This window comes from Loktanella sp. D2R18, from assembly GCF_003318235.1.
Lineage (GTDB): Bacteria > Pseudomonadota > Alphaproteobacteria > Rhodobacterales > Rhodobacteraceae > Yoonia.
Genome location: NZ_QOCG01000030.1, coordinates 392,950 through 417,413, shown reverse-complemented (window position 1 = coordinate 417,413; position 24,464 = coordinate 392,950). Strand labels below are relative to the sequence as shown.

Annotated in this window: 21 protein-coding genes and 5 pseudogenes; 9 read left to right on the top strand and 17 right to left on the bottom strand. The window is 51.0% G+C overall.

What is annotated here, in order from left to right:
* Positions 1-12 precede the first annotated feature (12 nt).
* The 3 genes and pseudogenes from DS901_RS15580 to DS901_RS15570 form a co-directional block, all read right to left on the bottom strand.
* Complete coding sequence (locus DS901_RS15580) at positions 13-1,104, bottom strand: ABC transporter substrate-binding protein (protein WP_113777819.1); 1,092 nt, start codon at positions 1,102-1,104, stop codon at positions 13-15.
* A gap of 302 nt (positions 1,105-1,406) precedes the next feature.
* Positions 1,407-1,734: pseudogene (locus DS901_RS15575) on the bottom strand (IS3 family transposase); the annotation flags it as partial.
* A 19-nt stretch (positions 1,735-1,753) separates the two neighbouring features.
* Entirely contained in the window at positions 1,754-2,062 is a 309-nt protein-coding gene (locus DS901_RS15570) for a transposase (RefSeq protein ID WP_181820892.1), read from the bottom strand.
* Positions 2,063-2,598: 536 nt separating this feature from the next.
* Here DS901_RS15570 and DS901_RS15565 point away from each other — a divergent pair.
* From DS901_RS15565 to DS901_RS15555, 3 genes are read left to right on the top strand one after another with little or no spacing between them, the layout of a single operon-like run.
* Complete coding sequence (locus tag DS901_RS15565) at positions 2,599-2,997, top strand: MAPEG family protein (protein WP_113777817.1); 399 nt, start codon at positions 2,599-2,601, stop codon at positions 2,995-2,997.
* A gap of 42 nt (positions 2,998-3,039) precedes the next feature.
* The gene (locus DS901_RS15560) at positions 3,040-3,399 is read left to right on the top strand and encodes a YciI family protein (RefSeq protein ID WP_113777816.1); all 360 of its coding nucleotides are present in this window, start codon (positions 3,040-3,042) and stop codon (positions 3,397-3,399) included.
* A 3-nt stretch (positions 3,400-3,402) separates the two neighbouring features.
* On the top strand, positions 3,403-4,008 hold the full coding sequence (locus DS901_RS15555) for an RNA polymerase sigma factor (RefSeq protein WP_113777815.1): 606 nt from the start codon (positions 3,403-3,405) through the stop codon (positions 4,006-4,008).
* Between the two features lie 20 nt (positions 4,009-4,028).
* Here the strand turns inward: DS901_RS15555 and DS901_RS15550 are convergent.
* The 10 genes and pseudogenes from DS901_RS15550 to DS901_RS15505 form a co-directional block, all read right to left on the bottom strand.
* A pseudogene (locus DS901_RS15550) lies at positions 4,029-4,178 on the bottom strand (transposase); the annotation flags it as partial.
* Between the two features lie 720 nt (positions 4,179-4,898).
* Positions 4,899-6,056 carry a M20 aminoacylase family protein gene (locus DS901_RS15545; RefSeq protein ID WP_113777814.1) on the bottom strand — a complete coding sequence of 386 codons (1,158 nt, stop codon included), beginning with the start codon at positions 6,054-6,056 and terminating at the stop codon, positions 4,899-4,901.
* Between the two features lie 38 nt (positions 6,057-6,094).
* Positions 6,095-6,871, bottom strand: a complete 777-nt coding sequence (locus DS901_RS15540) for an ABC transporter permease (RefSeq protein WP_113777813.1) — start codon at positions 6,869-6,871, stop codon at positions 6,095-6,097.
* Entirely contained in the window at positions 6,868-7,620 is a 753-nt protein-coding gene (locus DS901_RS15535) for an ABC transporter permease (RefSeq protein WP_113777812.1), read from the bottom strand. The genes DS901_RS15540 and DS901_RS15535 overlap by 4 nt, the downstream gene beginning before the upstream one ends.
* 16 nt (positions 7,621-7,636) lie before the next feature.
* On the bottom strand, positions 7,637-8,407 hold the full coding sequence (locus DS901_RS15530; protein WP_113778068.1) for a transporter substrate-binding domain-containing protein: 771 nt from the start codon (positions 8,405-8,407) through the stop codon (positions 7,637-7,639).
* A gap of 30 nt (positions 8,408-8,437) precedes the next feature.
* On the bottom strand, positions 8,438-9,211 hold the full coding sequence (locus tag DS901_RS15525; protein WP_113777811.1) for an ABC transporter ATP-binding protein: 774 nt from the start codon (positions 9,209-9,211) through the stop codon (positions 8,438-8,440).
* A 406-nt stretch (positions 9,212-9,617) separates the two neighbouring features.
* Positions 9,618-9,695, bottom strand: a pseudogene (locus tag DS901_RS15520) (IS6 family transposase); the annotation flags it as partial.
* A 436-nt stretch (positions 9,696-10,131) separates the two neighbouring features.
* The gene (locus DS901_RS15515) at positions 10,132-11,223 is read right to left on the bottom strand and encodes a tRNA-dihydrouridine synthase (protein WP_113777810.1); all 1,092 of its coding nucleotides are present in this window, start codon (positions 11,221-11,223) and stop codon (positions 10,132-10,134) included.
* Positions 11,224-11,468: 245 nt separating this feature from the next.
* Positions 11,469-12,578, bottom strand: a pseudogene (locus tag DS901_RS15510) (FAD-binding protein); the annotation flags it as partial.
* Positions 12,579-12,729: 151 nt separating this feature from the next.
* Positions 12,730-14,457, bottom strand: coding sequence for a hypothetical protein (locus DS901_RS15505; RefSeq protein ID WP_113777809.1), 1,728 nt, complete (start codon positions 14,455-14,457; stop codon positions 12,730-12,732).
* 1,195 nt (positions 14,458-15,652) lie between these two features.
* Between DS901_RS15505 and DS901_RS18915 the strand changes: the two genes are divergently transcribed.
* Positions 15,653-16,288, top strand: coding sequence for a hypothetical protein (locus DS901_RS18915; protein ID WP_113777807.1), 636 nt, complete (start codon positions 15,653-15,655; stop codon positions 16,286-16,288).
* Positions 16,289-16,532: 244 nt separating this feature from the next.
* On the opposite strand, the gene DS901_RS15490 is transcribed toward DS901_RS18915, so the two are convergent.
* Positions 16,533-17,078: a tetratricopeptide repeat protein gene (locus DS901_RS15490; protein ID WP_181820891.1), complete on the bottom strand. Its 546-nt coding sequence runs from the start codon at positions 17,076-17,078 to the stop codon at positions 16,533-16,535.
* Positions 17,079-17,212: 134 nt separating this feature from the next.
* Between DS901_RS15490 and DS901_RS15485 the strand changes: the two genes are divergently transcribed.
* Complete coding sequence (locus tag DS901_RS15485) at positions 17,213-17,401, top strand: hypothetical protein (RefSeq protein WP_113777805.1); 189 nt, start codon at positions 17,213-17,215, stop codon at positions 17,399-17,401.
* A gap of 486 nt (positions 17,402-17,887) precedes the next feature.
* Here DS901_RS15485 and DS901_RS15475 read toward each other — a convergent pair whose 3' ends face one another.
* Complete coding sequence (locus DS901_RS15475) at positions 17,888-18,256, bottom strand: hypothetical protein (RefSeq protein ID WP_113777803.1); 369 nt, start codon at positions 18,254-18,256, stop codon at positions 17,888-17,890.
* 628 nt (positions 18,257-18,884) lie between these two features.
* On the opposite strand from DS901_RS15475, the gene DS901_RS15470 reads away from it, so the two are divergent.
* From DS901_RS15470 to DS901_RS15455, 3 genes are all read left to right on the top strand, one after another.
* Positions 18,885-19,064 (top strand): hypothetical protein, encoded by a 180-nt coding sequence (locus tag DS901_RS15470; RefSeq protein ID WP_113777802.1) that lies wholly within the window; start codon positions 18,885-18,887, stop codon positions 19,062-19,064.
* A gap of 204 nt (positions 19,065-19,268) precedes the next feature.
* Positions 19,269-19,448 (top strand): hypothetical protein, encoded by a 180-nt coding sequence (locus DS901_RS15465; RefSeq protein WP_113777801.1) that lies wholly within the window; start codon positions 19,269-19,271, stop codon positions 19,446-19,448.
* Positions 19,449-19,987: 539 nt separating this feature from the next.
* The gene (locus DS901_RS15455; protein WP_113777799.1) at positions 19,988-22,777 is read left to right on the top strand and encodes an Hsp70 family protein; all 2,790 of its coding nucleotides are present in this window, start codon (positions 19,988-19,990) and stop codon (positions 22,775-22,777) included.
* Positions 22,778-23,000: 223 nt separating this feature from the next.
* Here DS901_RS15455 and DS901_RS15450 read toward each other — a convergent pair.
* Positions 23,001-23,147 (bottom strand): annotated as a pseudogene (locus DS901_RS15450) (IS3 family transposase); the annotation flags it as partial.
* Between the two features lie 326 nt (positions 23,148-23,473).
* Positions 23,474-23,758, bottom strand: coding sequence for a hypothetical protein (locus DS901_RS15445; protein ID WP_113777798.1), 285 nt, complete (start codon positions 23,756-23,758; stop codon positions 23,474-23,476).
* 466 nt (positions 23,759-24,224) lie between these two features.
* Between DS901_RS15445 and DS901_RS15440 the strand changes: the two genes are divergently transcribed.
* A partial coding sequence (locus DS901_RS15440; RefSeq protein ID WP_181820890.1) for a hypothetical protein occupies positions 24,225-24,464 on the top strand: 240 nt, incomplete at its 3' end.

Genomic DNA, 24,464 nt, shown 5'->3' with positions numbered 1-24,464 from the left:
GTCTTGGGCGGATCACGCCAAGGTTTGTGTGTAACGGGTGATCCAATCTTCACGCACATCGGCGATGAAAGATTTGTCATGCACCACGGCAGTATCGCCCATTTGCTCGGGCTTGATGATGAACGGGCTTGCTTTGGCCTCATCAGACATCACCGCGTTTTGGTTGATCGGGCCGTTCAAGACGGCTTCGGCCATTCTCCCCTGCACATCTGCGTCCAGTGTGAAATCGATGAAGGCGTGAACAACGTCATCGTCACCCGGCTTGGCCTTTGGAACGATTGTGTACATCAGATCCGCAAAGAAACCTTCGTCGATGTCATAGGTGGCACCCATGTTTGAATTCGCAGGGTCCTTCAATTCATCCGCATAGAATGCAGGCGCATAGACACCACCGATATCCAGCGCATCAGAGCGGAACAGCTCGGAGATTTGCGCAGGGTTTTCACCGAATGTAAGCAAGCTATCGCGAAGCTCTGCCAATTTGGCAAATGCTTCTTCAGCGTTGGTGCCATCGCCACCAAGCATCTTGCCTGTCGCAAAGATCGTGTCGAGTGCATCGGTCCACGTGGACGGCGGCAAGAACAGACGATTTTGGTGGGATGCGTCCCACATTTCCGCGTAGGATTTTGGTGGCTCTGCGAAGGTCTTCGTGTTGTAGATCAAACCGCCTGTCCACAGGAGGTAACCGATGCCGTGCCCGTCCGCACCCGTGCGGAACCTCGGATCAACCTGTTCGAGGTTTGGCAGCATGTTCAGATCCGGTTGTGCCAAAAGTCCATCTCCGGCCAACTCAACCGCGCCAACACCCGCAAGGGTAATCACGTCATATTGTGGGCGGTCGCCAGCAGCGCGTAATTTGGCAACCATTTCAGATGTGGATCCGGTACGGTCTGCAATGACACGCGCGCCCGTGGCTTCCTCGAACGGCTTTGCAATGTGATCCAGAATGGCAAGACCTGTGTTGTCGGACCACGTCAAAAGGCGCAGCTCTTTGCCAGCCAGTGGCTGGTGACCTGCGGCACGAACGATTGCTGGCATTGCCAAGGCACCTGCTGTCGCCGCTGATGAGGCCAGAAGCCCGCGCCGTGAGATTTTGTATGTCATGATGTTCCCTTGTTGGAAGTCGGCTCTCGTTTTTGAGCCGTTGCTTTGATTGGGGCATCATTGCAAACACCGCTTCAATTTAAATACCGCTGAAACCAAGGATTGTTTCATCGAAATGCAACTTATGCCAACTTAATGGGCATCAGGTGCATCAAACTGGAAAATTTCTGGAAATTCTTTTTAACTTGATCCAAGGGCTGTTTTGTGAAAATTTCAACGTCTGCGACAGGCGGGTTTGCCTCGCTTCGCGGAACTTGGCGCATCTAATGGGACGTGAGCCCAGAGTGAGAGACATTCCACACCTAGACCAGCCCGCTTGCCCTGAGGTGGCCCGAGGCCCCTAGACGCTTGCCTCTTATTCTCTGCTGTTTCATTTCATAGTCAACCGGTGACAGCATGCCGTTGTTCGTGTGCATGCGGTTTGGGTTGCCAAACATCTCGATGTAATCGAACACGTTCTGCCGTAGCGTCGCGTGTGAGGTACGTCTGTCGCCTGATGCGTTCGCGTTTCAATAGACAAAAGAAGCTCTCGGCGACGGCGTTGTCATGACAGTTCCCACGTCTGCTCATGCTGGAAACCAGATCGTGTTTGGTGAGAAACGATTGCCAATCATTTCTGAAGAACTGTGAATAGCCCCTAGCAACTGTATTAAATTTCCGGGTTCCACACAGTATTTTTGGTGAGCAAAGAGTTTACCAACACAATCAATTTTCTAGCAACTGCGATGAGAACGACCTTGTGTGGCTTGCCCTTTGCGCGCAATCGCTTTACTAAGTCGCTTAGGACTGGATTGATCCGAGCAGCTGATAATGCAGCTTGGTACAGAAGCCGTCGCAAGCCGCTTCGCTCGCCTTTGATGCGACAGCGCCCTTTGTATTTGCCGCTTTCACAATTGATTGGCGCAAGACCCACGAGAGCCGCGACCTTTTTTTCGTCGAGCGTTCCGAGCTCAGGCATTTGCCCAACCGCAGGGAAAATGCAGTTTGGAATTGACGTCATCAACCCACGTTGAATGGCCGCTCTGACGACGTTGACTGTAACGCCGCTAAGAACATGCTGCGCCCGCGAAGAGATGCTGCGTCAGCATTAGCTGCATGAGCAAAAGGCCGGTTTGTCCGCTTAGCAGCCATCTGCTCCCCAATTTTGCGCTGCGACGCGGAGAATGTCTTCTTCGAGCCCACTTTACCGGATGCTGCGTGTTGCAGGGATGTCCGCTTTCACCAATTGCGACCTCTCGCAGCACACCTTCTGCCGATCCCGAACTCACTTCTGATGGCTGGTTGCGTTTTCGGCCCCAAAGTCTGCCTCGGGTTGGCAAGGTTCAGGTTCACTTCAAACAACGTAGGGAGTTTTTTAAGTAGTAAATTAACTGGTGTTTGCAGTGGATTGGCTCGTGTTTCTATTCGATAATCAAAAAAGAACCATTTTTCGAATGCATGTCGAAAAATCAGAATGGCGAACGTCCTAGAGGTATCAAAACGCAAAAATAGGAGATCTTACTATGTTTACAGATCACACCGATCTACGCCCTCGCGGTTGCAGTCGTCACCCTTGCCCTTTGGTTTCGGGTGACATTATACAGAGGCAACATTGGCATCTCAATCGGCGACAATGGCGATGTGAATTTGCTTCAGCGCATCCGCCAGCATGGGAACTGCGTTGAATGGAGCAGCTTCATCCTGATCATGATGATCCTTGCCGAGGGTATGGGGGCTCCGGGTCTTTACATCCAAATTTCGGGAGCGTTGCTTCTGATTGGCCGCATCGCCCATCCGTTTGGCCTCAAGATCGATAACGCCGGACACCCTTTGCGCTACGTTGGCAATGGCACCAACATTCTGGCAGCCTTGAACATCATGGTTTGTTTGGGCGTGAATATCCTCGGCCTGTAATTCCCTAGAACTGAAACCAACTTGAACTGAAGGAACGAACCCATGAAATATATGCTCTTGGTTTATAACAACCCCGCCGAAGAACCCACCTATGGGACACCTGAATTTGACGCCATGATGGGAGGTTTCTTTGCCGCCAACGAGAAGATGCAGGCCGATGGTGTGCTGGCAAGTGGAGAAGGCTTGCAAGGCATCGAAACCGCTACATCTCTGCGGATCAAATCCGGAAAGGTCGAAACCATGGACGGCCCGTTTGCCGAAACACGCGAACATCTAGGTGGCTACTATGTCGTGGATGTGCCGGACCTTGATGCAGCACTCAAATACGCGGCCTTGTTGCCTTCTGCAAACTTTGGAACAATCGAGGTCCGCCCTTTGATGGACTACAATCCAGCAGGATAACCCATGACCAACGCCGCCCCCAAAGCCATCGCTGTCAACAAAGCCGTCGATGACGTCATATGTAGCGATAGGGGACGGCTCATGGCTGGATTGGTTTCCCGATTGGGCGATTTTCAACTTGCTGAAGATGCGCTGCAAGACGCAACAATCTCGGCTCTGGGCCATTGGGGTCGTTCTGGAATACCGGACAATCCAACGGCCTGGCTGATGAAAGCATCTTTTAACAAAGGGATAGATCGGATCCGCAAAGCGAAACGCGAAGGTCAAAAGGGACAAGACCTAAGCCTGATCATAGAAGATGAAGACCCTATGCATGCCACCGAAGAAATCCCCGACGAGCGGTTGCGGTTGATTTTTTCCTGCTGCCATCCTGCTCTGGAAGAGAAGTCCCGCATCGCTTTGACCCTACGCACCGTGTGTAACTTGAACACGCGCGAAATCTCGGATGCGTTTCTGAATACCGAGACTACCATGGGCCAGCGCCTTTCCCGATCTAAAGCCAAGATTAAGTCCAAAGGCATTGGTTTTGTCGTGCCAGAGCCCGAACAATGGGCAGAGCGGTTGAACACTGTCTTGGCCACCCTCTACCTGATCTTTACCACAGGCTAGGCCCGCGAAGAACTGGGNNCCACATCCGTGTCTCGGTGCGCGGTAATCCATTTGTTCAGCGTCGACATGCCGACACCCAGATCGTCGGCTACTTGTTTACGCGTTAGCCCACTGGTCAACGCGATACGCACCGCATCTTGGCGGAATTCATCCGTCCGTTTCAGTCCCATAGTCAGTATCCTTTGCTACAATAAATGCTATCAAAGGAGCGGCATCAAACCGTGACAGGTCCATGACCACGAACAATCCCGACTACATGTTTGAACTTCCTGACAACACCAGACGTTAGCCGGATCGAAGCCAAGGTCCGCAAAGTCCGCGCACCGGACCGAGACTCGCGCCGTGTTAAATGTCCAGGTTGGGTCAGAAGTGCTTGACGTTTGGGCCAATGTCGCATGACGAGGTCCCTTGATCGGATTCAGAAGATCGGCGTCATTGAAGCAAAGCTGCGTGACGTTACACCTATGGAATTTTCATTCGAAAAAGAGAAATTTTAAAAGCAGTTGTAGATATTTGGTCTCAATAAAATCATAGGCTTACATTCGCGATTATGGAACGTTTATGTGAGACGGGACACCTGTCTGTGGACGTCCCCAAAGTCTTGCCATTTTGACCCCAGGGATTGCCATTCTGGTCTCATAAAATTGCCATCGGGTATTTTTGTTTGCCTAAATCAAATTTGATGCTTGGGCCAACGTTTGCTCAACGAAAGCGGGGGAATGTACGCGAGCATGTGCACCTTGCAGCATCAGTTAATAGAGCTCGTTTGAGGCATTCGCTGGGCAAAGCTCAAACGCCCGTCGGCACGCGTTAGCTATATGACAAGCACTCGCGCCAAGCTGGACGGTGGTATGTCCTGCTTGTCACTTCGGATTTAATTGGGTGAGAATTTAACCAAGAGGCAACGCCCGTTCAATCAAGCGCGCAAAAAATGACGCACCGTAGGGCGATGCGGTGTCATCAAAATTAAATTCGGAGTGGTGCCATGCGGCGCTGTTTCCGTTGCCGATAAACAGATAGGCCCCCGGACGTTCACGCAGCATATATGAAAAATCCTCGGCGCCCATGTCGCGGGGGCGGTGGTCATTGACAGATACAGCAATCTCGCGGGCGACATCTGCTGCAAAGATTGCCCGGCCCGGGTCGTTGATTGTTGCGGGATAGCCCAATTCAAAATCTAATGTGGCCTCGACCTCGTAAGCGGCGGCATGACCGTCGACGATCGCTTGCAAACGTCGGGCCACCATTTGCTGCACCTCGGTATCAAAGCTGCGCACGGTGCCATTGATATAGGCCGTGTCGGGAATAATGTTATCGGCGGAACCTGTATGGATCTGCGTGACAGAAACAACCAAATCTTGGTTTGCATGATGGTTACGGCTGACGATGGTTTGAATCGCATTCGCAATCCCAACGGCAGCGACAACAGGGTCAGCCGTTTCATGCGGCATCGCCCCATGGCCGCCTTTTCCTTTGATATAAACGTGTAAGGTATCAACGGCCGCCATGATCGGCCCAGGTGTCGTTTCAAATGCACCGACATCCATGCCCGGCGCACAATGAAGCGCGTAAACCTCGGCAATTGAAAACCGGTCCATCATGCCTTCGTTAACCATGATTTCGCCGCCGCCCTGATCTTCCTCAGCGGGTTGAAAAATCAATGCGACGCGGCCTTTAAAGTTACGGGTTTCCGCCAAATACCGCGCCGCGCCCAAAAGCATTGTGGTGTGCCCATCGTGGCCGCAGGCATGCATGCGACCGGGAACGGTTGACGCGTAATCAAGCCCCGTTTGCTCATCCATCGGCAAAGCATCCATATCAGCGCGTAGTCCGATAGTTTTGCCATCTTCACGCCCATTAATAATGGCGACAAGGCCAGATGTTGCGATGCCTTCGTGTATTTCATCAACGCCAAATTCACGTAAACGGTCTGCAACGAACCGCGCGGTTTCATGACATTCTAATCCCAATTCAGGATGTGCGTGCAGATGCCTGCGCCAAGTGGTCATATCCGCGGTGAATTCCGCGATTCTGTTGATGATAGGCAAGGTGGATCGTCCTTTTGGAGGGAAAGAGAGCGAGTGTTTTAGCGGCGCGAAGGGACTTGGTTTTCGACGAATTTAAACGCAACAGACAAAATCGCGGCGATGATCATATACACAACCGCGAGTAACAAAAGCGGCTCATACACGATAAAGGTATCTTGGCGTACCCGTGACGCGACCGAATAGATTTCGACAATTGTGATCGTCGCCACCAAAGGGGTCGCCTTGAGCTGTAAGACGGCTTCGCCACCCAATGTCGGTAAAACGTCGCGAATGGCCAAAGGCAACCACACCCGCCGAAACAACATAAACCTTGGCATGCCAAAGGCGCGCGCGGCCTCTAACTGACCGCGGTTCACACCTTTTAACGCGCCGCGCATGACTTCACCTTCGTAACCTGCAACGGATAGCGTCAAAGCGACAAAGGCATAGGGCCATGCGGACCGCAAGTACGGCCAGAAAACGCTGTCACGAATGCCTTCGATTTGCGGAAACAAAGAGCCCAGCCCGTAATAGATAAGCCAAATTTGCAAGAGAAGCGGCGTGCCGCGAATAACTGTGCAAAATATGCGCGCAGGCCATGCCAGATAGAATGGTCCAAATGCTTGGGCAAAACCGATTGGGATTGCCAGTAAAAAGCCAACGACCAAGGAAACCGCAAGCAACAAGAGCGTGTTACCGATGCCTTCAATCGCGAGCGGCATATATTTCGGCAGCCAATCCCAGCGCATCGACAATACACACCACAGCACAAAAGCTGCGAGAAGCATCATCATCACAATGCGATGCGGTACCAAGAGTGCACGTAGATTGTTCATTTGCTATCTCCGCTCATTGGGCGTTCTCCGCGTCGTGCCCATTTTTCAATGCGTGAAAATGCAAATGTCGAAATCAACGTCATGGCGAGATAAAGACCGCCGGCCGCCAGAAAGAACGTCATATAGGCGCGGGTGCTGCTTGCGGCTTGGCGTGTTTCCAATGTCAATTCACTGAAACCAACGACCGCCAAAAGCGCGGTGTCTTTGGTCGCGATCAGCCAAAGATTTGCAAGGCCGGGTATCGCAAATGACAACATCGCGGGAATGGTGACCCGGCGCATCATCATCATGGTAGGCATGCCAAAGGCGCGGGCCGCCTCTATTTGTCCAATAGGAATAGCTTTGATCGCGCCACGCAGAACCTCTGTCGCATATGCGCCCTGGACGATGCCTAAAACGCCAATACCCGCGGCAACACCGCTAATTTCCACGCGCCCATAGCCCAAGGCGCTGGATGCCTTGTTGATCAAATCAGTGCCTACGAAGTAGAGGATCAAGATCAGAACAAGTTCAGGAACCGCCCGCACGACGGTGGTATAAATCGCCAATAAATCACGCGTTATCGGCCCACCATTCAGCTTGCCGTAGGCGCCAAACAGCCCAATCACAAGGCCAAGCAGATAGGCGCCGACCGCGATCTTGACAGAATTAGCGAGCCCCCGGAGCAGGTTCATGCCCCACCCCGGCGGCGAAAGCGAAAGAAGTTGGAGACTGTCAGTCAATCCCAATGCGTCAATAACAGTCTCCAACGTCCGAACCCTCAGCTTAGTAGATTGAACTTGCGAAATACCGTGCGGTGATTTCTTCATATGTTCCGTCTTCGAGGACTTTCGCGATGCCCGCGTTAAAGGCTGCTTTCAACTCATCTTCGCCTTGGCGCAAACCAACGCCCGCGCCCAGCCCAAGAATTTCATCGTCTGGCGCAACAGCACCGATGATTGTGCAGCATGATCCGCCTGTTTCCGACAAAAATGCATCCAGCGCGATGCTATCCGCTTGGGTCGCGTCGATCCGACCTGAGAAAAGGTCTTGATTGGCTTCGTCTTGGGTTTGGTAAATGCGCAGTTCGGTATCCGGGAAATGTGCTTGTGCGTAAGTTTGGTGAATGGTCGAAGCTTGAACACCCAAGATTTTTCCAGCCAAACCTTCAGCAGTCGGTTCGATATCCAAAGAGCTATCGGCCATAATCACAGCCGGTGTGTTGTAGTATTTATCGCTGAAATCGATGACCTGCATACGCTCTTCGGTGATGGACATGGACGCCATGATGGCGTCGATCTGTTGACCTGTAAGGGATGGGATAATGCCGTCCCATGAGACAGGTGTGATTTCGCAATCCAGTTCGGCCGCGGTGCAAATCGCACCGATCATTTCGATTTCCCAACCTTCCCATTCGCCCGCAGAATTCAACGATGCGAAGGGTGGGTAAGGTTCTGCGGCAATGCCAACTTTGATTGTTTCGGCTGTGGCAGATCCAGCCAAGACTGTGGTGCCAAAAGCCAGTGTGCCGGTGATAAAAAACGTTTTCAGTTTCATTGTTTTCTCCATGTTGGATGTCGTTGGGGTTTAGGTAACAGATTGCAAAAACTGTTTTAGTCGCTCTGATTTAGGTGCGCCGAATATTTCTGCGGGGGTGCCGTGTTCTTCGATCCGGCCTTCGTAAAGATAGACGATTTTGTTCGCGACCTCGCGGGCAAACTTCATTTCATGCGTGACAAGAATCATCGTGCGCCCCTCCGCGGCCAGATCTCGGATTACGCCAAGCACTTCACCGACCAGTTCGGGATCGAGTGCGCTTGTTGGTTCATCAAACAACATCACTTCAGGGTCCACAGCCAAGGCGCGGGCAATCGCGGCACGCTGCTGTTGTCCACCAGATAGGAATGCAGGGTAGGAGTCTTCTTTGTCTGCCAGACCTACGCGTGCCAGCAGTTCGCGCGCCTTTGCGATAGCTTCTGTTTTGGGGACCTTCAGCACATGAACGGGAACTTCGATCATGTTTTCCAGAACAGTGCGATGCGACCAAAGATTAAATGATTGAAAAACCATCGCGACGCGGCTGCGCATTTTTTCGATTTGCTTTTGATTGCGCGGCGACCCGTCAGGTTTCATTTCGATCACTTCACCGGTGACCGAAATTTCACCAGACGAGGGTGTTTCAAGAAAATTTATGCAACGAAGCATTGTGGACTTTCCTGATCCGCTGCCGCCGATGATCGCAACGATATCGCCTTTTTCAGCGGTCATTGAGACGCCTTTAAGAACCTCTAATGTGCCAAATGATTTGTGCAGATCGCTGACTTTGATCGCTTGTGGCACCGCAGCCTCACTAGATACCATCTTGTCTCTCCGTCACGCATTTTTGGCATTGGTTGCAAATATTATACAATTGTATAGTAGGGGGCCTAGAGAAAAGACAACTTATTAGCCGGGCAAACACTTGGTTGCTCTTTTTCTGGAAGGAGCGCGATTTGAGCGTTCTCAATCAAAATCTATGTCAGAAATTCAAATCGAGTAGAAGAATTTAACGTTTATTTAGAATAGCTTGATAGGATTCTATTTCACGTATGAGTAATAAAAAATATCATAAATTTGATGCTTAATTCGGTATTTCCCCAAAATGTGCCGCCCAATAATTAGGCGCAATTCTCCCAAGTGACCAGATTGCGCACCGCAAGCAAAGTGCTGATGGCTGCTAGCAAGTCGATATCCAGTAACACGCCGACGTCGCCCAAGCCTATTTTAACGATTTGAAAGCCTGCATGGGGCCTGTGATCTTCTTTATGAAACGGTGGTTCTGTTCTATAATATTGTTAAGGTATTTACCTGCAGAACCTCGATCAACCAGCATCAGCTATTCATCACTGGTAGGCGATTGATATTGAACAGGCTGAACCGCGTTGGACCCGCTTTGTCGATGGCACCAGCGTATTTCCGACCCAACGATTGAGGGTTGCGTGGTCCATGGTGCCGCCACGCTCGGCCATTCTCGTCTTCCAAAGCCCGTAATCGCTTTGCGTCAGAAGTTTCTTTCCCACCTTACTTTGACTTGTATTCGTAGAAAGTCGCCGAACTGATCTGTTCGCCCGCAAATCGTGCCTTCATTTGTCCGTCCTTATGTTGGGCGGACTCTATACCAATATAGGAGAGTTTTAATGGCGCAGGTTAATGATTACCCGCGTACAGAACACCACCCAGTTGGAAACACCACGCCCGGGTTGTTTGGGGCGTGGTGGATGATGCGATGCGCTGTTTGCACGCTATTCTGCGTAACCGCCATTATAGTCTGCGCTTTTGCGACGGATTTGCGATTGTTCAACGATCCGTTCACGGGCGATTCCGCGGAAGTCTTCGATTGATGAAAACCCTTTGTCTTGCAGATAGGCACCAAGATCGTCTTTGAGTTCTTGGATAAGTTTGATGCCTACGCCGCCGCTGCCTTTTTCTTCCATCGCGGCGGTGCAGACTTGCAGATTTCCAGCGCCATGCACGATAAAATTGAAGGCCTCGCGGAATCCTTTGATGCCGCCAATGCCCGAAATTTGTTTGTCGGGGAAGGCGCGCGAAAGATCAGAGACGCGTAGCAAAGCTTGGTTTAGAATGGCCAAACCGCCTTGTCCGCCCGAAGACGTAAGCCCATCAACCTCGACTTCGAATTTCATCGTGTCAGGGTCCATCAACGGCAGTGATGGGAATGTGTTGCACAGTGAAATTGCTGACGCGCCCGCCGCATAGGCCGCTGCAGAGGCGCTGACGAGGGTCGACGTTGACGGCGTCAGTTTAACCCAAATTGGCACGTCGACGACGCTTGTTACCGCTGCGAGAATTGACGTAATGATATCTTCATCATTGGCGACGTTCGCGCCCATGTCTTTGCGGTCCATGTGCGGGCACGACATGTTTAGCTCAAGCGCGTCGCAGCCAGCATCAATGCAGGCGGTCGCGAGCTTGCGCCAGTTATTCATTTCTTCTTCATTACCCGCACCAGCCATAATGGAGGCAATCAGCATACGGTCAGGATATGTTGCTTTGATCTCTTTCAGATCAGGAAGCCATAATTCAAGCGGTTGATCCGAGATGAGTTCCCAGTTCCAAGAAGAATGAGAGACAGTATCGGGTCGCTTGTTGCGCGAAACATAGGGTTTTTCTTCGCTTGTGCGCTGGTAGATCGTTTTGGGCCCGGCGACATTTTCGACCGGATGCAGGCCAATGGTTTTCGTGACCACGCCACCCCAGCCGGCCTCAAAGGCCTTAAGAATTTTGCGCTTACTTTCCGTCGGCGGCGCCGAGGCAAGAATGAATGGGTTTACAAAATCGAGACCTGTAAATTTCGTCGTAAGATCATATGTCATGGCTATCCCTGCGTTGTTGGTCTCAGGAGTGCAATTTTTTACCAAAGAGTCAATATTTAACCTGCCGCTCTGGTCACTCGTCTGTAAATCATCACATTTCCGGCTGCTTGGTGCCCAAAAAACGGGATGCGATCAAGGATTCTGAAGCATATTTATGCAGCAGCCTAACGGCATATCTTTTCACCCAGTCGTACACGGCCGGGTTGGAGCGCAATGAGGCAGTATCTGTGTACTCTCACACGCGCCTAGCCTGCATTGCGCCCCGCTGCCCGCCCAGAAAAGATGCAGCCGCCCAAAAATGTCCCCTCAAGAGAATTGTAGCCGTGATACCCGCCGCCGCCAAAACCGGCAGCTTCCCCTGCAGCATAGAGCCCTGCAATCGGTGTATTCGTGGCATCAAGCATTTGGCTGTCGAGGTTGGTCTTTAGCCCGCCCAGCGTTTTGCGGGTGATGAGGTTGAGCCGGACCGCAATCAGGGGCCCATTGTTGGGATCAAGAAAACGGTGCGGTTTGGCCGTGCGGATCAGCTTGTCGCCGCGATAATGGCGGGCCTCTATCTGGCGGTGCAGATGTGCCTCTTCGATGAGCGCCTCATCGGTAAGACCGTTCATCTCTTTGACAAGGTCAGAAAGATTGTCCGCCACGACAAAATCTGCGCCATGTTCTTTGAATGCTTCGACCGGGCCAGTTGCGGATTTTCCCGACAGGATACGTTGTTTAATGACCTCGCCCCATTTGGCCGATCTCAGGTCAGGATTTTGTTCAGACCCCGAAAGCGCAAATTCCTTTTTAATGACCTTTTGGGTTAGAACGAACCAACTGTAGTCATAGCCTGTGTCAAGGATCGCCTTGAAGGTTCCGTTGGTATCAAAACCGGGCATGGCGGGCGGGGCAAACCGGTTTCCGCGTGCATCGAACCACATTGACGACGGCCCGGGCAGGATGCGGATACCGTGGGCCGGCCAGATCGGATCCCAGTTTTTGACGCCTTCGGTATAAAACCATAGCCGGTCGCGGTTGATCACATGTCCGCCCGCGTCCTCGGCAATGCCGATCATGCGCCCATCGACATGGGCCGGCACACCCGACAGCATGTTTTTGGGGGCGGGGCCAAGACGTTCTGTTGGCCATACTTTGCGGATTAATTCGAAATTACCGCCGATACCGCCTGACGCGACGATCACGGCATCTGCATCGACACGAAATTCGCCCGTGCTTGTGCGGTTGGTTTGCGCACCCTGCACCGCGTCGTCTGGGGCAAGTGTTGTGCCGCTTACGCCAACTGCTGCGCCATTTTGCATTTCGAGCCGATCGACTTGGTGCCGATGAAGGTAGGTTAACCGACGGCTCACATAAACACCCTCGGCGGCTTCGGCTGCCGGGGGAACCCCACTTTGTTTTTTTATTCTGGATTGGAGGGCTAAGGCGTGCCAATCGGCATGCAGGTGCAGCGAAAGTCGGTTAAGAGCCCATGTTGATCAATGCTGCACAACACACGAATGGCCGCTATTGAAGGAACCGTCTACGGTTAGTCCCACGACACAGTGCTTCACTATCCCACTTTCTGTCGAAAACATTCCCCTCCAGCGTCGTATCAACCGTGAACCCTGCTTCCCCCAGCAGGTCGCGAACTTCTTCTTCACGACCTTGTCCTACCAAAAATCTGAATATGTTCGTATATGATCCTAGCTGATTTGCCACGCTATCGCTTAGCAAAACAGGTCGTATCCTTATCATCAATTCATCAGTATATGACGTCAACTTGTCAGGTGGCAGTTCGCAAATCGCATCTTTCCAATCGAGCAAAGCATTCAGATCAGCACCCGTTGGAAAAGCATTCATAAACGGCCGTTCATCGATCCCAAACCGGTAGCCAGCCGAAACTAGACCCAAGTACTGCCCGGCAGGATCAAGAGCGAGTTGCGCCTCCATAATTCTAAGAATTTGATCTGCGTGTTGTTCAAACTGCTCAATATAATTTTGTCCAAATCGCAGCCTTTCCAACATTGGCTCAATGAGCGCATCATCGCGTTGTTCACCTCGATCAAATTCTGCGATCAAACGAGGGAAGAATTCCTTAGCGAGTTCATCATCCTGCCAAAACAACCACCGCGTGGCATCGGCAAAACGAGCGTCGCGACTGTCCAGAATTTGGCGAATAATGTCTCTGTCAAGGTCAGATAGCGAATTCCTACGTTGGTTTATTCCGCGAAGCCAAGTGCGAATGTCGCCGGGCCTTACTCCGCCAGGATCCGGGTGCGGGATACCAGCATATATTTGGTAAACGCTGTTTTGAGCATATATGAATGCTTCCCTTCGCCTCATGTTGTCACGTTCACGCTCTTCGGCCCGAAGGCGTGCGCGCCTTTCAAGCGGGGTTTCATATTCGCTTACCGGTATAAAAAGGTCTTCAGCAATATCCCACAACGTGAACGGATTGCTTTGCCATTTCTCCCGTCTCATCGATAGACCGCCATCATTGCCTCCACTTGTGAGCCCGTCAAATGCTGGAACTGGGAACGAAGGGAATGAAATCAGCGATGCTTGAACATTCGTTCGTCTCAAAAGTGGATCAGAAGCCAAATCCTGAATGCGACCATGTGTTGTGACTGTGACGCGCTCGAGCTTTAAATTAGGAATGTCGGCGATCAATCCCATGTCGATCGTTTCCTCACTGGTTAGTTGACTGGCCCATGATCCTACCCAAAATGTTAAGTCAATATCACGTGGAAATGGCTCCAGTGCCTCGATTTCGTCACCGCTCAATGAATAGTCTATGAAGCGGTTCTCTGCCTCAGTGGTTCCTTGCCCCATCCGAACAACTTCGACCACTCCACCATGCAAAAGGGCCTCACAAAAGGCGCTACAAGAATTCTGTCCACCAACTCCAAAAGATCGCGCTCCATCAGATGTGGTGGCAATAGCAACCACTTTAGAGACAATCTCCGTTGTTCCAACAACCACGACATCCTGGGCAATCTTACCGTCTATGAATTGATTAACGGGTTTTCGTTCTAGCCAGCTAGGGACAATTGCCAAGGCAGCGATAAGGGCAAAGCTGACTGGGACCGCGCGCCAGCCAATCACAGCCATTGGCAAGAAGCAGAGACCGTAGACAAAGCAAGCCGATACAAGAATCATCAGTGGGACCGCCAGCCCAAATGTGAGCACCGCGACAATCAGCGAGAAATCAGGCATCGCGGCAAGCGCCGTAGCTACGCCCAAAAAACCCATAGTTATGAAATACGCTCGCAAGCTAGTCTCCAACGTTCTAGCATCCGCTTCGAAAGCAGAATCAAATCACTTTATTAATATCCTGTGAATGCCTCACAAAATCATTACGTTTCAAAGAGTTTAGCATTATTATGGGAACAGATTCAGGCCGCGGTCAATGTAGCGAAGCGCCAACACCGGCCATTGGTGCCAAAGCAGCGAATGTCTCAAAGTCCCGCATAGCCGACCTTGCCAGCGGCAATGCAGCCCCAGTGCCCCAGAGCCGCCCGCTCTTGACCGATGTGACCTAGTGGATGGGGGTAGCTATGTGTTGGTATGGTATTTGGCTTTGGTTAATCAGAACTGGGTACGCAGTAGTCGATACTTGCTAGCATGACATTCTGCAAATCGTCTTTTTCGGCCAGTGTACTTGGTCTGATAGGCACCGTAATCGCGCTAGGAATGTAGTCGATTTGGCACATATCTCCTCGGCATTGTTGGTGAAGCCGATCACGGAAGGACCGCCGTTGGCTACGCGAAGGCCGATCAATTCGAAAGAAAGCAGTTGCGGTCTCGCCCGTGATAGCAATCGACCACCTTGTACCCCCTTCTTCTAGTAGGCTCGGCATAGTCAGCCACGAAATATTGCCATGGAGCGATGCGAGGGGGACGGTAGTCCTAGTCAAAACAATATCGGAGTAAGGATGATACCGATTGAGAGTTTCGAGCGTGAGTATGCAGTCTGATATAGTAGCCTGTACAATATTAAGATCGGGTTCTTCGGCCTCATAGTTCAGGAGCTGTGTCAAATTGGCAAGTGGGTTTTCAGGCTCAGCTTCGACGGGTAACGAAGTGAGGAGAGAAGCCAATATAGAAGACTTGCATACGAGAATGGCTTTTTTTAGCATGAGAACTCTCTATTGCAATTTAGTAAATCTGGTAACATTCGGCAGCCATTCAGAACAGCCAAAAATGTCAGTGCGCCGCCCTTCTCAGCTCCTCCGGAGCGCCCCAGAGACGCCCACTGGTGGCATTGCTGTTGCCTTGGATGGGGGGTAGCTATGCCTCGGCGTAGCTGACCCACTGTGGCAGAGGTTGCGGGTCATATTAACCGTTAGGGTGGTAATCTGTTCTACGGGTAATAGGTATAAGTAATGGAGAAGAGGAGGGAAGCTTAACCCCTTCCGCTAGAGCATACCCAAGGGAGACATAAGCAATGGTAGGGATAGATGACCCTTGGCATAGTAGACCAATAGACGTCCACCGGTGGTCAGACCATCCTGAGGTGGCTAGCATTGTTGCGCAGATCTGGGCAGAACACTTCCCGGCTGAGAATAAGTCCAAGCCCGGTCCCAAGCCCAAGACGCCCTTCAAGGATCAGCTGAAGATCCTGCTGCTGGACTGCTACGTGGCTTGGCTGGAGGACCCGGAGCTGAGCATAGGCATATCAATGAGCACCAACGCCTATGACACAGGGTCACGCTATAACGCCCTGCGCATCAGCAAGCATATGATACTGGTGGTGAAGCGCCTCATAGACGTGGGGCTGCTAGACGAGGCCAAGGGTTCCTACGGTGGCGCTGGTATAGGTAGCAACCGAACAACAAGGATCCGACCCTCTGAGGCACTACAGGCGCTGTTTCAGGGTGCCAAGGTGACCCGTGATGACATCCGCCGCGCAGCCAACGAAGAGTGTGTGATCTTGCGGGGAACGGATGACCGCCGTGTTGACTACGAAGATACCGAGGAAACCAACCGCCAACGGGACGAGCTACGGGCCTATAACAGCGTTCTGGCAGCCCATTACATTGACCTACCGGGCCTTGAAGAAGCTCCTGCTCACAGCTCTTAATGCAAGAGATCGACAGTCAGCCTATCGGTCTTTCCGGGGTGAATGGCCTGATGGACATATGGGTAAGAACATGACCAACAATGACCTTGACCGAGTACCACGGCGGCCATCACCCCAAAACCGGCTACAGCGGTCATGAAGGGCGGAAAGCGGACTTTCGCTGCGGGTGCGAACTATTCATGTCGAAGCTGAAGGAGCGGACATTCATAGTTGGTTTGGTGGTGCGCTGGCTGGCTTGATAGAGCTAAAAATACCCATCTCGCCACTCACGGCTTTCGCGTTCTATTTCGGGGAGGCGTTCGCGGATAGCATGCGCTTCACTTTGCGCCTTCAGGCCCTCCTCATTGCGGCCTAATTGGACCAACATAGCACCGATTTTGTCGTGACTGCGGGCGATGTTTTTTTGTCCGACAGTGGTTTTGGGCGTTCTATCTTCAAGGCGCTCTTGGACCGCAAGGCAGTCACGATAGGCCTGCAAAGCCTCTTCATACCGGCCTTGTTTGAACAAGATGGTGCCTATACGGTCATGGCTGACATAGAGGTAGCCGCGCCAATGTTCGTTTTCAGGCTCTTGTCCTAAATACCCTAGCGCCAGATCGCGCGCCTCGCGATAGGTACGCAGGGCCTCGTCGAGACGGTTCGTCTCCAAAAGCGCCTTGCCGAGCTTGTTGAAGCCGTGGAACACATCGTGCTGGCGCAATCTGTTTTCGGGTTCTTGCGCGGCAAGGCCCGCTCTTTTGACAATTTCGTCGCGATGGGACTGCAACGTGGGTTCGACATCATGCGCCAAAGTGTAAGGTCCTGAGTAACGGAAACACTTGGAATGATACATACACACCGATTGACCGAAACAGAAAAATGGTCGACAGGTCTCGTTGGCAGCCTAGAGTAGGGCATGCTGATGGTCTAGAAAAGTGAGGTTCCATGAATGATGCCGCCGATAAAAACGATAAATTCATGAAAGGCTTGGATCGCGAAACGATACGTGACGTGCTCAATAATTATGCTCATGGTGGCACGGTAGAGCAATGCGCCGAGAGTGCCGGCGTCGATTACGATATGGCCTATCAGATCATAGGAAATGCCATTTCAGCGCAGAAAAAACCGGAGTGAGCCAGTTCTATTGTAGCTGGTTCACAGATGCGCGATCCGTGAGCATTCTGAATGGGACGCCAGACGCTCCCACCTTGCGCGCCATATCCTGATTATAACGCCTAATCCAAATATTTCAGATATCGTTTTAGCGGTAGCAAACTACAAGGGCCCTTCCCTGTACAAAAAAGTCAGTATGAAGAGGCGATACAGGCTTATCGCAAGGGCCTTGCTCTTGATGAATGCTTGGAGAAAGGGTTGGTCAAAACCACCGCTGGGCAAAAAAATCGCCCGCTGTTACGACAAGATAGCCCTTACGTTGATCAAGTTAAATCGCCGCGAAGAGGGGCAGGAAGCCGAACGTGCTGCTCTCGAAATCCAAGAAAACCTCCCCGAAGTTGAGCGCGCATACCGAGAATGGTGGGATGGCTATCCCTAACCACCCCAATATCGCATGCGTGCCGGTCGATAAATTTGGCTACCAGCCCGACCGACCGCAATGACGCGTTATTCGAAGCCTACATCCTCGAAGTGATAAGATGTATCGTTACAAAGATTGACGTTCTCAAAGGTTGCAGTAGATCCATCTTCCTTCGTCGCGCGCAGATCGTAGGTACAGACAGTTCTTCCGTCCGTGATTTCATAGGGGAAAACCTCAGCCGGTGCCATAGTTCCGTCAGTCAACGGTAGGCTCACAAATACGTCTGCACCAGCGGGAGATAGCTCCACGGAATTCAAAGTGTCCCATGAATTGCTGCGGAACTGAATGGTCATAGAAGCGTCGTCACTGCCGCCTTGTTGGGACCAGAAGTAGTAACCGACACCAGCGGCGGCGAGAATGACAAGAACGGAAATAGCTTTAATGCGTGAAGACATGAAATGGTCTTTCTTTATGGTTGAGTAAAAAATTACATAAGCAAATATCCACTATTTTGTGTGTCTGTAAAGACTTGGGTTCGAAAATCTCTGGTGTTCAAAGCCAGAAGAGGGAAGAGGGCAGTGTTCGCAAGTAAATGCTATACGTCGAATTTTTCGATCCAAAGGGATTTGGTAATGCACATATCTGCTCCCCTGTCACATCAGATATAGGCTCCATAAGGACCGTTTGTTGAACAGTTCGCCAAAACGGACATTGGCGCATTTGCAGCGGAGGTTCGGTAGGCCAGCTGATCGACTTTGGCCCTCCAAAATGCTGCAACATGCATGAATGACCGCTCTGACGGGTTGCACCGCAGCAGCATGAAAGTGGGGCGAACGGCGGCTTAGGTCCGCAAGCATCCCCCAAACACCCCCCACCCAAAAACCGCGCAACCCTCCGTATCTAAAATGATACCAATCAAAGGAGGGTTACTCATGCGTATCTTAACGTCCCTCGTCGCGGGCTTTCTTTCACCACCACCACCCAAGGCCGTGCTGGTCACGCTGGTCTGGCTTGGCGGGCGGTCACACCCGGTCATCACCCTCATGGCAACCATCGCTATCCTGGCTGCCTGGAGGCAACCTCATGATTGACCTACAGGAGGGCGACGTGGTGGTCATTCGTGCGTCCGAGGACTGGCCGGAGCATCTGTTTGAGGTCGATGAAGTCTTTGAGGACTGCGTCAGTGGCTACTCACTCACGGGGCCTCTGAGCGGCGTCTATGGCGAACCCGGCTGGGAGCTGATCCTGCGCAAGGCACCGTGACTGGGGCAGCGGTTGGGGCGACGCGGTTTCCGGCTAGGAACGTTCCAAACCATCAAAGCCGCTGAACCCAATCAAAAATCTCAACTCAACAATCAAACTGGGGCGGTTGCCCCAAAGGAGGAAGCATGCGGATAGGCGGCCGGTCACACCCGGCCATTACACTGCTCGCCACCATCGTTATCCTGGCTGCCTGGAGGAAACCCAATGACTGACCTGCAGGAGGGCGACGTGGTGGTCATTCGTGCTTCCGAGGACTGGCCCGAGCATCTGTTTGAGGTCGATGAAGTTTTTGAGGACTGCGTCAGTGGTTACTCACTCACGGGGCCTCTGGCGGGTGTCTACGGCGAACCCGGTTGGGAGCTGATCCTGCGCAAAGCACCGTGACTGGGGCAGCGGTTGGGGCACTTGCGGTGCGCTGCTGTCATGCTGCGATCGACGTTCGGTGGTGTGGAAAGGCTGGCTGGGGTGGTAGGATTCCCACCCGACTTTTCAGCAGCATCATGGGGTGCTGACATACATGCAAATAATTCGACATCCAAAAAAGATGTGATGCAGTTATGTTGCACATCTGGTGATCGAATTCAAATCGCTTTTAATGAAGCGCAAGGTGGTTTTCTTGGTCCAAATAAAACTGCAAAAGTATAGGTATTAGATCTGCAACCTGCTCATTCAGCTTCGACATCTCATTACGCTTGGTCTTCAGTTCAAGAGGGAGGTCTTGATGCAATTGCTGCACAGAACGTATAAATCTGACTTGGCATAGCGGTCGCTTGGCAGATCTCAGGTCGTAGTCCGCAAAGGATTTTGACCGGGCACGTTTTCCACCAACCTCAACAACATAACTTATTAGGGTCAAAATCGCCACGAAATAGATAATTTCGAAGCATTCAAGCGCTTTCAAATATTGTGGACCGTCATCAAGGATGATCTACTCTACTTTAGGGGGTGTCCGTGGTGGCAGTCGTCACGGTAAACAGGTGAAGAAGAAATCGATGTCAAATAAAAAACTACTGATAAATCAAGTAAAAGTCGCCTCACTGCAAGACCGAGCGACGATACCTACGAAAATAAGGTATGAAGGAAAAAACTTCAAAATTGGGCATGATGTACGCGCTGAACGCAGTTCTGATGACAGGGTTATCGGGAACTTTAAAGTAGAGCTTGGGCGTCAAACGCGCGAGCAATTGATTTCGAAAAAGGCACGAGTTTCCAAGGGTCACACCAGAACTGCGTTAGGCATTGCCAAGGACTTCCTCACAGCCCTGTGTGACGAGATAAACTCTGATGTCGAGAGATACGGACGGCAAATGCCCAAGAAGGTTTTAGTGGCAGAACCAATATCTATTGAAGAGGAAGGCAAGGTCTCAGGACAATGGCTTGCGAACTATAGATATGCGATAAAAGCTGCTCTACAAGGGCGCTTTGAAGAAGTAGATTTTTTACCCGAGCCATTTGCCGTTTTTCAGTATTACAGATACGGGCTTCGCCACCCATTACTGAGTGAGCATGCTTCCCATATTGCGCTTGTATTGGATTTTGGTGGCGGCACATTCGACGTTTCCGTAATTGAGTCCACCAAATCTGGCGATATAAGTCAAAGTGGTCGTGCGTCTCGACCTCTTGCAGCAAAGTCGATTCCGGTGGGAGGATTTTTTATAAACCAGAAAATTGCTGAGCACTTGCTTTTCGAAACACTTCCAGGAAAGCCCGAGAAAACAGCCGCCCGGAAGGTCTTGAAGAGCATTGGGGAGGCTTCATCCTGGTTAACTCTGAACAGTGAGGATCACCCGCCCGAGCAGGCAAACTTTATAAAACACTTCCAAAGCCTGCTTGATGAAGTTGAAACGGCTAAAGTGAACATTTGTGGCTCCATACGAAACTGGGAGCTTACAGAGGATATCCCACTTCAAGTTCGTCAGATTGTGGAAGTTCCGCGAAGCCCGTTTTCAGATAGTGGCGACTTTGTTGGGATTTCCCTTTCTGCGAGTGAAATTAAGACTGTTTTTCAAAGAGATGTTTGGAGCTCGCGCCTAAAGGAAGCAGTTTTCAAAGCAATCGAACGCGCTAAGCAAGAGGTTCAAGGGAAGCCCATATCCGTCGTTCTTCTTTCTGGGGGCTCAACCAATATTGGCTGGACCAAAACACTCATCGAGCGAGATCTCGTCAATGCGCTCGGTGGAGCATCAATTTTGGAAATCTCCGAGAACTATCAAGAGGTTGTCGCAAAAGGTCTAGCTGTCGAATGTGCTAGGCAATTTTACACCGAGGGTGATGGAGATTTCGGTGCCGTAACCTACAATAGACTCAATCTTGTACTTAGTAACGACTCAGCAACTGCAAAAGTCTACCCATTCAAGCCGAGAACAAAGGGGCTCCCAAAGCCTGAGGGAGACGGAATACTTCTGCCTTCAGCCGCATCACTTCGTGCCTATCAAGATGAGGTTCTTTCTTGGAAAGTAAACTTAGACTCGTCTCCCCGACATTGCTTAGAGTACTTCTATCTGAAAAGCTCATTTGATCCAAATGATCTGGAAAATCTGCACAACGCAACAGCAACCCGTGTGTTTTTGAAGGATAGAATATTTGGCCAATCGATTGATGTTGAACTGAAAGTTAATGCGGATGGGTCAGCGTTTCCAACATTTCTCCTCAATAGAGGGAAAGGGGAGCGCGAAAGACGGGTCTCTGGAGATCCCTTCTACTTGGACATGACCTACGCAGGGGGAAATGAAGCCCAGGATTCATATCTTGGGCTCGATTTCGGAACGGCCACATCTGCTGCTTCAATCGTCTTTGAAAATGACATAAAGGCCTACGAGGATAGATCAAAACAGAAATCGTGGCTCGAGTTGAGTGACCTTATAGAGACTCTTCCCTACCCAGCATCGCACCCTCTCGCGGTTTATGTAGCTCAGACAAATAAAAATTTACTTGAGTCAGCCTGGAAAACAGCTGTTGAATCCATTTTAACGCTTTTTGCATATATTGGCTATTCAGACATTTGCTCGACATTGGGAAGAAAGCCCTTTGAACTCCCAGCCAACTTCAATCGCAGCGCCGGGCCTCTGCTGCAACTTATCTCACGTTTCTCAGAGGTGGATCTATCCAAAACTAAATATGCTAGTAGCTTTCACAGAGCGATAACCCAAGATATCGATGCGGAAATTTCCGAAATTTCTGCGGGAATAAATGACATTAAACATGATCGCATTCCCAAAGTTGACTTCAACCATACGCTGGGTTTGCTTGGAAATTCACTTAAGAAGTCCCTTGATGGAAGTCATTTTGGAACATTCGAAGCAATGCGGCGCAAATCATTCGGATCTGGGTATGAAGGGGTGTACCGATGCTTCTTAGGCGCAAACCCTCCTTTTATTGTTCTCAATACCTATTCCGGCGCAAATGATTTTGGGCCAGCTAATGTCTTTATTTCAGATTTGGATACAGGAAGTATCCTTGATCTGTCACCATTCTACTACAGCTTTCCAGATTCAGGGGTACCGATAGAGGGCGACTGCCCGATACATTTTTTGGATAGCGTGAAGGGTTCTTTCGAAGATTACCGATATATTCCTGTAAAGAAGGGGCGAGGCATCGACTTGGAACAGCAGGCAGCCCTCAAAGATTTGCGGGAGTTTGTTTCGGCTTGCCTAAAAGGGGAAGAAAATTGCACTTTAATTGCAGAAGGTAAGTTTTCCGAGAGAGAGCGATAGAGCAAACTCTTCTACGCTCCCGCCGTCCGCTAGGCTCCAGAGCCATTAATCGGCTTGATGCTGAAACGTTTCTGTGATTCAGGGTCCCCAAATATGGTGGTGCCACGCCCTGTATCCCCGGCCGCAAGTCTCATAGCAAACTCGTCAAATACGACAAGCGCCGCTACAAACGCCGCAAGCCAAAGCCCCAGCTCCGCTTGTTAGCAGTTAGCCGTTCCAATCAGTCGGCGATCTCTGCGTTCTCATCGCTCAGCACTGGGCTGTAGCGATAACACGTTTCGCTGATCTGGAACGTGCGACAGGCCAGAGCGATGCTCACCCCATGCAGTGCGGCGGCATTCATGGCCATCTCGCGCCTTTGAGATGACCTACGGCATCTATTCCGCGGGCATCAGTGACACCCAGACGTCTGCATCTCCGGATGCTATTTGGGTGGCCAGAATATCCATTGCGGCGACACCTGCGTCGAGCTCGGCCTCCTTTTGCAGGTACGACCTACAAGTAGCGTCCCATCTGGATCAACGTACATGTCGGTCAAAGTTTCAGCGTGAGACTGAATATCGGCAAGCTCGATATACTCCGTCACAACATGAGCACTGTCAGTGCCATCAGTCCCTGAGCCAACGGATGCAGCTAGCGCAACTACAGTCTCGCATAACAGCCAAAGACGAATTGCCCCTGAAAACAATTGGTAACTCATCTGATTTCGATCGCATCCATTCCCGCTCCCTGAACGAAATGCCATCCATCGCTTCTACTGGCATCAATACTTACAAGTGTTGCAGTCAATATGTAGCCTTCAGGCAACTCGACTCCGCAGCCTAAAAGTGCGTCGATGTTGAGTTCGACGTCTTTGGCCTCGTCATCTCGAAGGCTTACGAAAACGTGGGCGCTTGCGCCATTTTCATATGCAGATATTTCGAATTGTTCTCCAAAATAGTTATCCGCCAACAGCGTACTACCGACCAAAACCTCTGACATGAGCTGGAAAACAGCTCCCTGAGGTGTAGCGAAGGAGCGGTCTCCGGGCCTAGCTACCGTTGATCATTTGTACCGACGCCGCGGAGCAACTTGCCGAAAGCAGACCTTGGTCGATAACAATCCTGGCATCAACTTGTTCTGGCTTAATCGCCCTTTCCCAACGACTAAAAGTAACACGGGCCGCGATTGTTCAGCGTCCGCGCATCGCTCATTGGCAAGCTCTATCAGAACTGTGGGAATTACGCGACGTATCCGTGGGGAACGAAAATCTTCTGCTTCGTCGGCATGACGGGTGAGGATTTGATAAACCTCAAATGCCCAGTCTGAACATTCGCAAAAAGTATTAACCGAGGTTTAAAAATCTCAATTGTTTTCCACAATTTTCCGCACACCACTAAATGTATTTAGAGATCTCAAAGTCTATATGCGTTATATTGCCAGTCGATAAACCACGTTGGAGATAATTATGAGCAAGACGAAGACTGGTACTAAAAAAAGTACTATTAACGATGACGGTGATGCAACTCAAATGGGTACCCCAGAACTCATTCCGTCTAAATTAGGCGCCAAGATAGATAAAATCGCAGAAAATGGATGGAGCTGGCCTAGAGCCATGCGTCATTTGTTGAGATTAGGTTTTTGTAAAAATGCCATTGCCCAAGCTCTGAAGATTGTAGGGATTAAAGAACCTGCAGCACAGATCGGC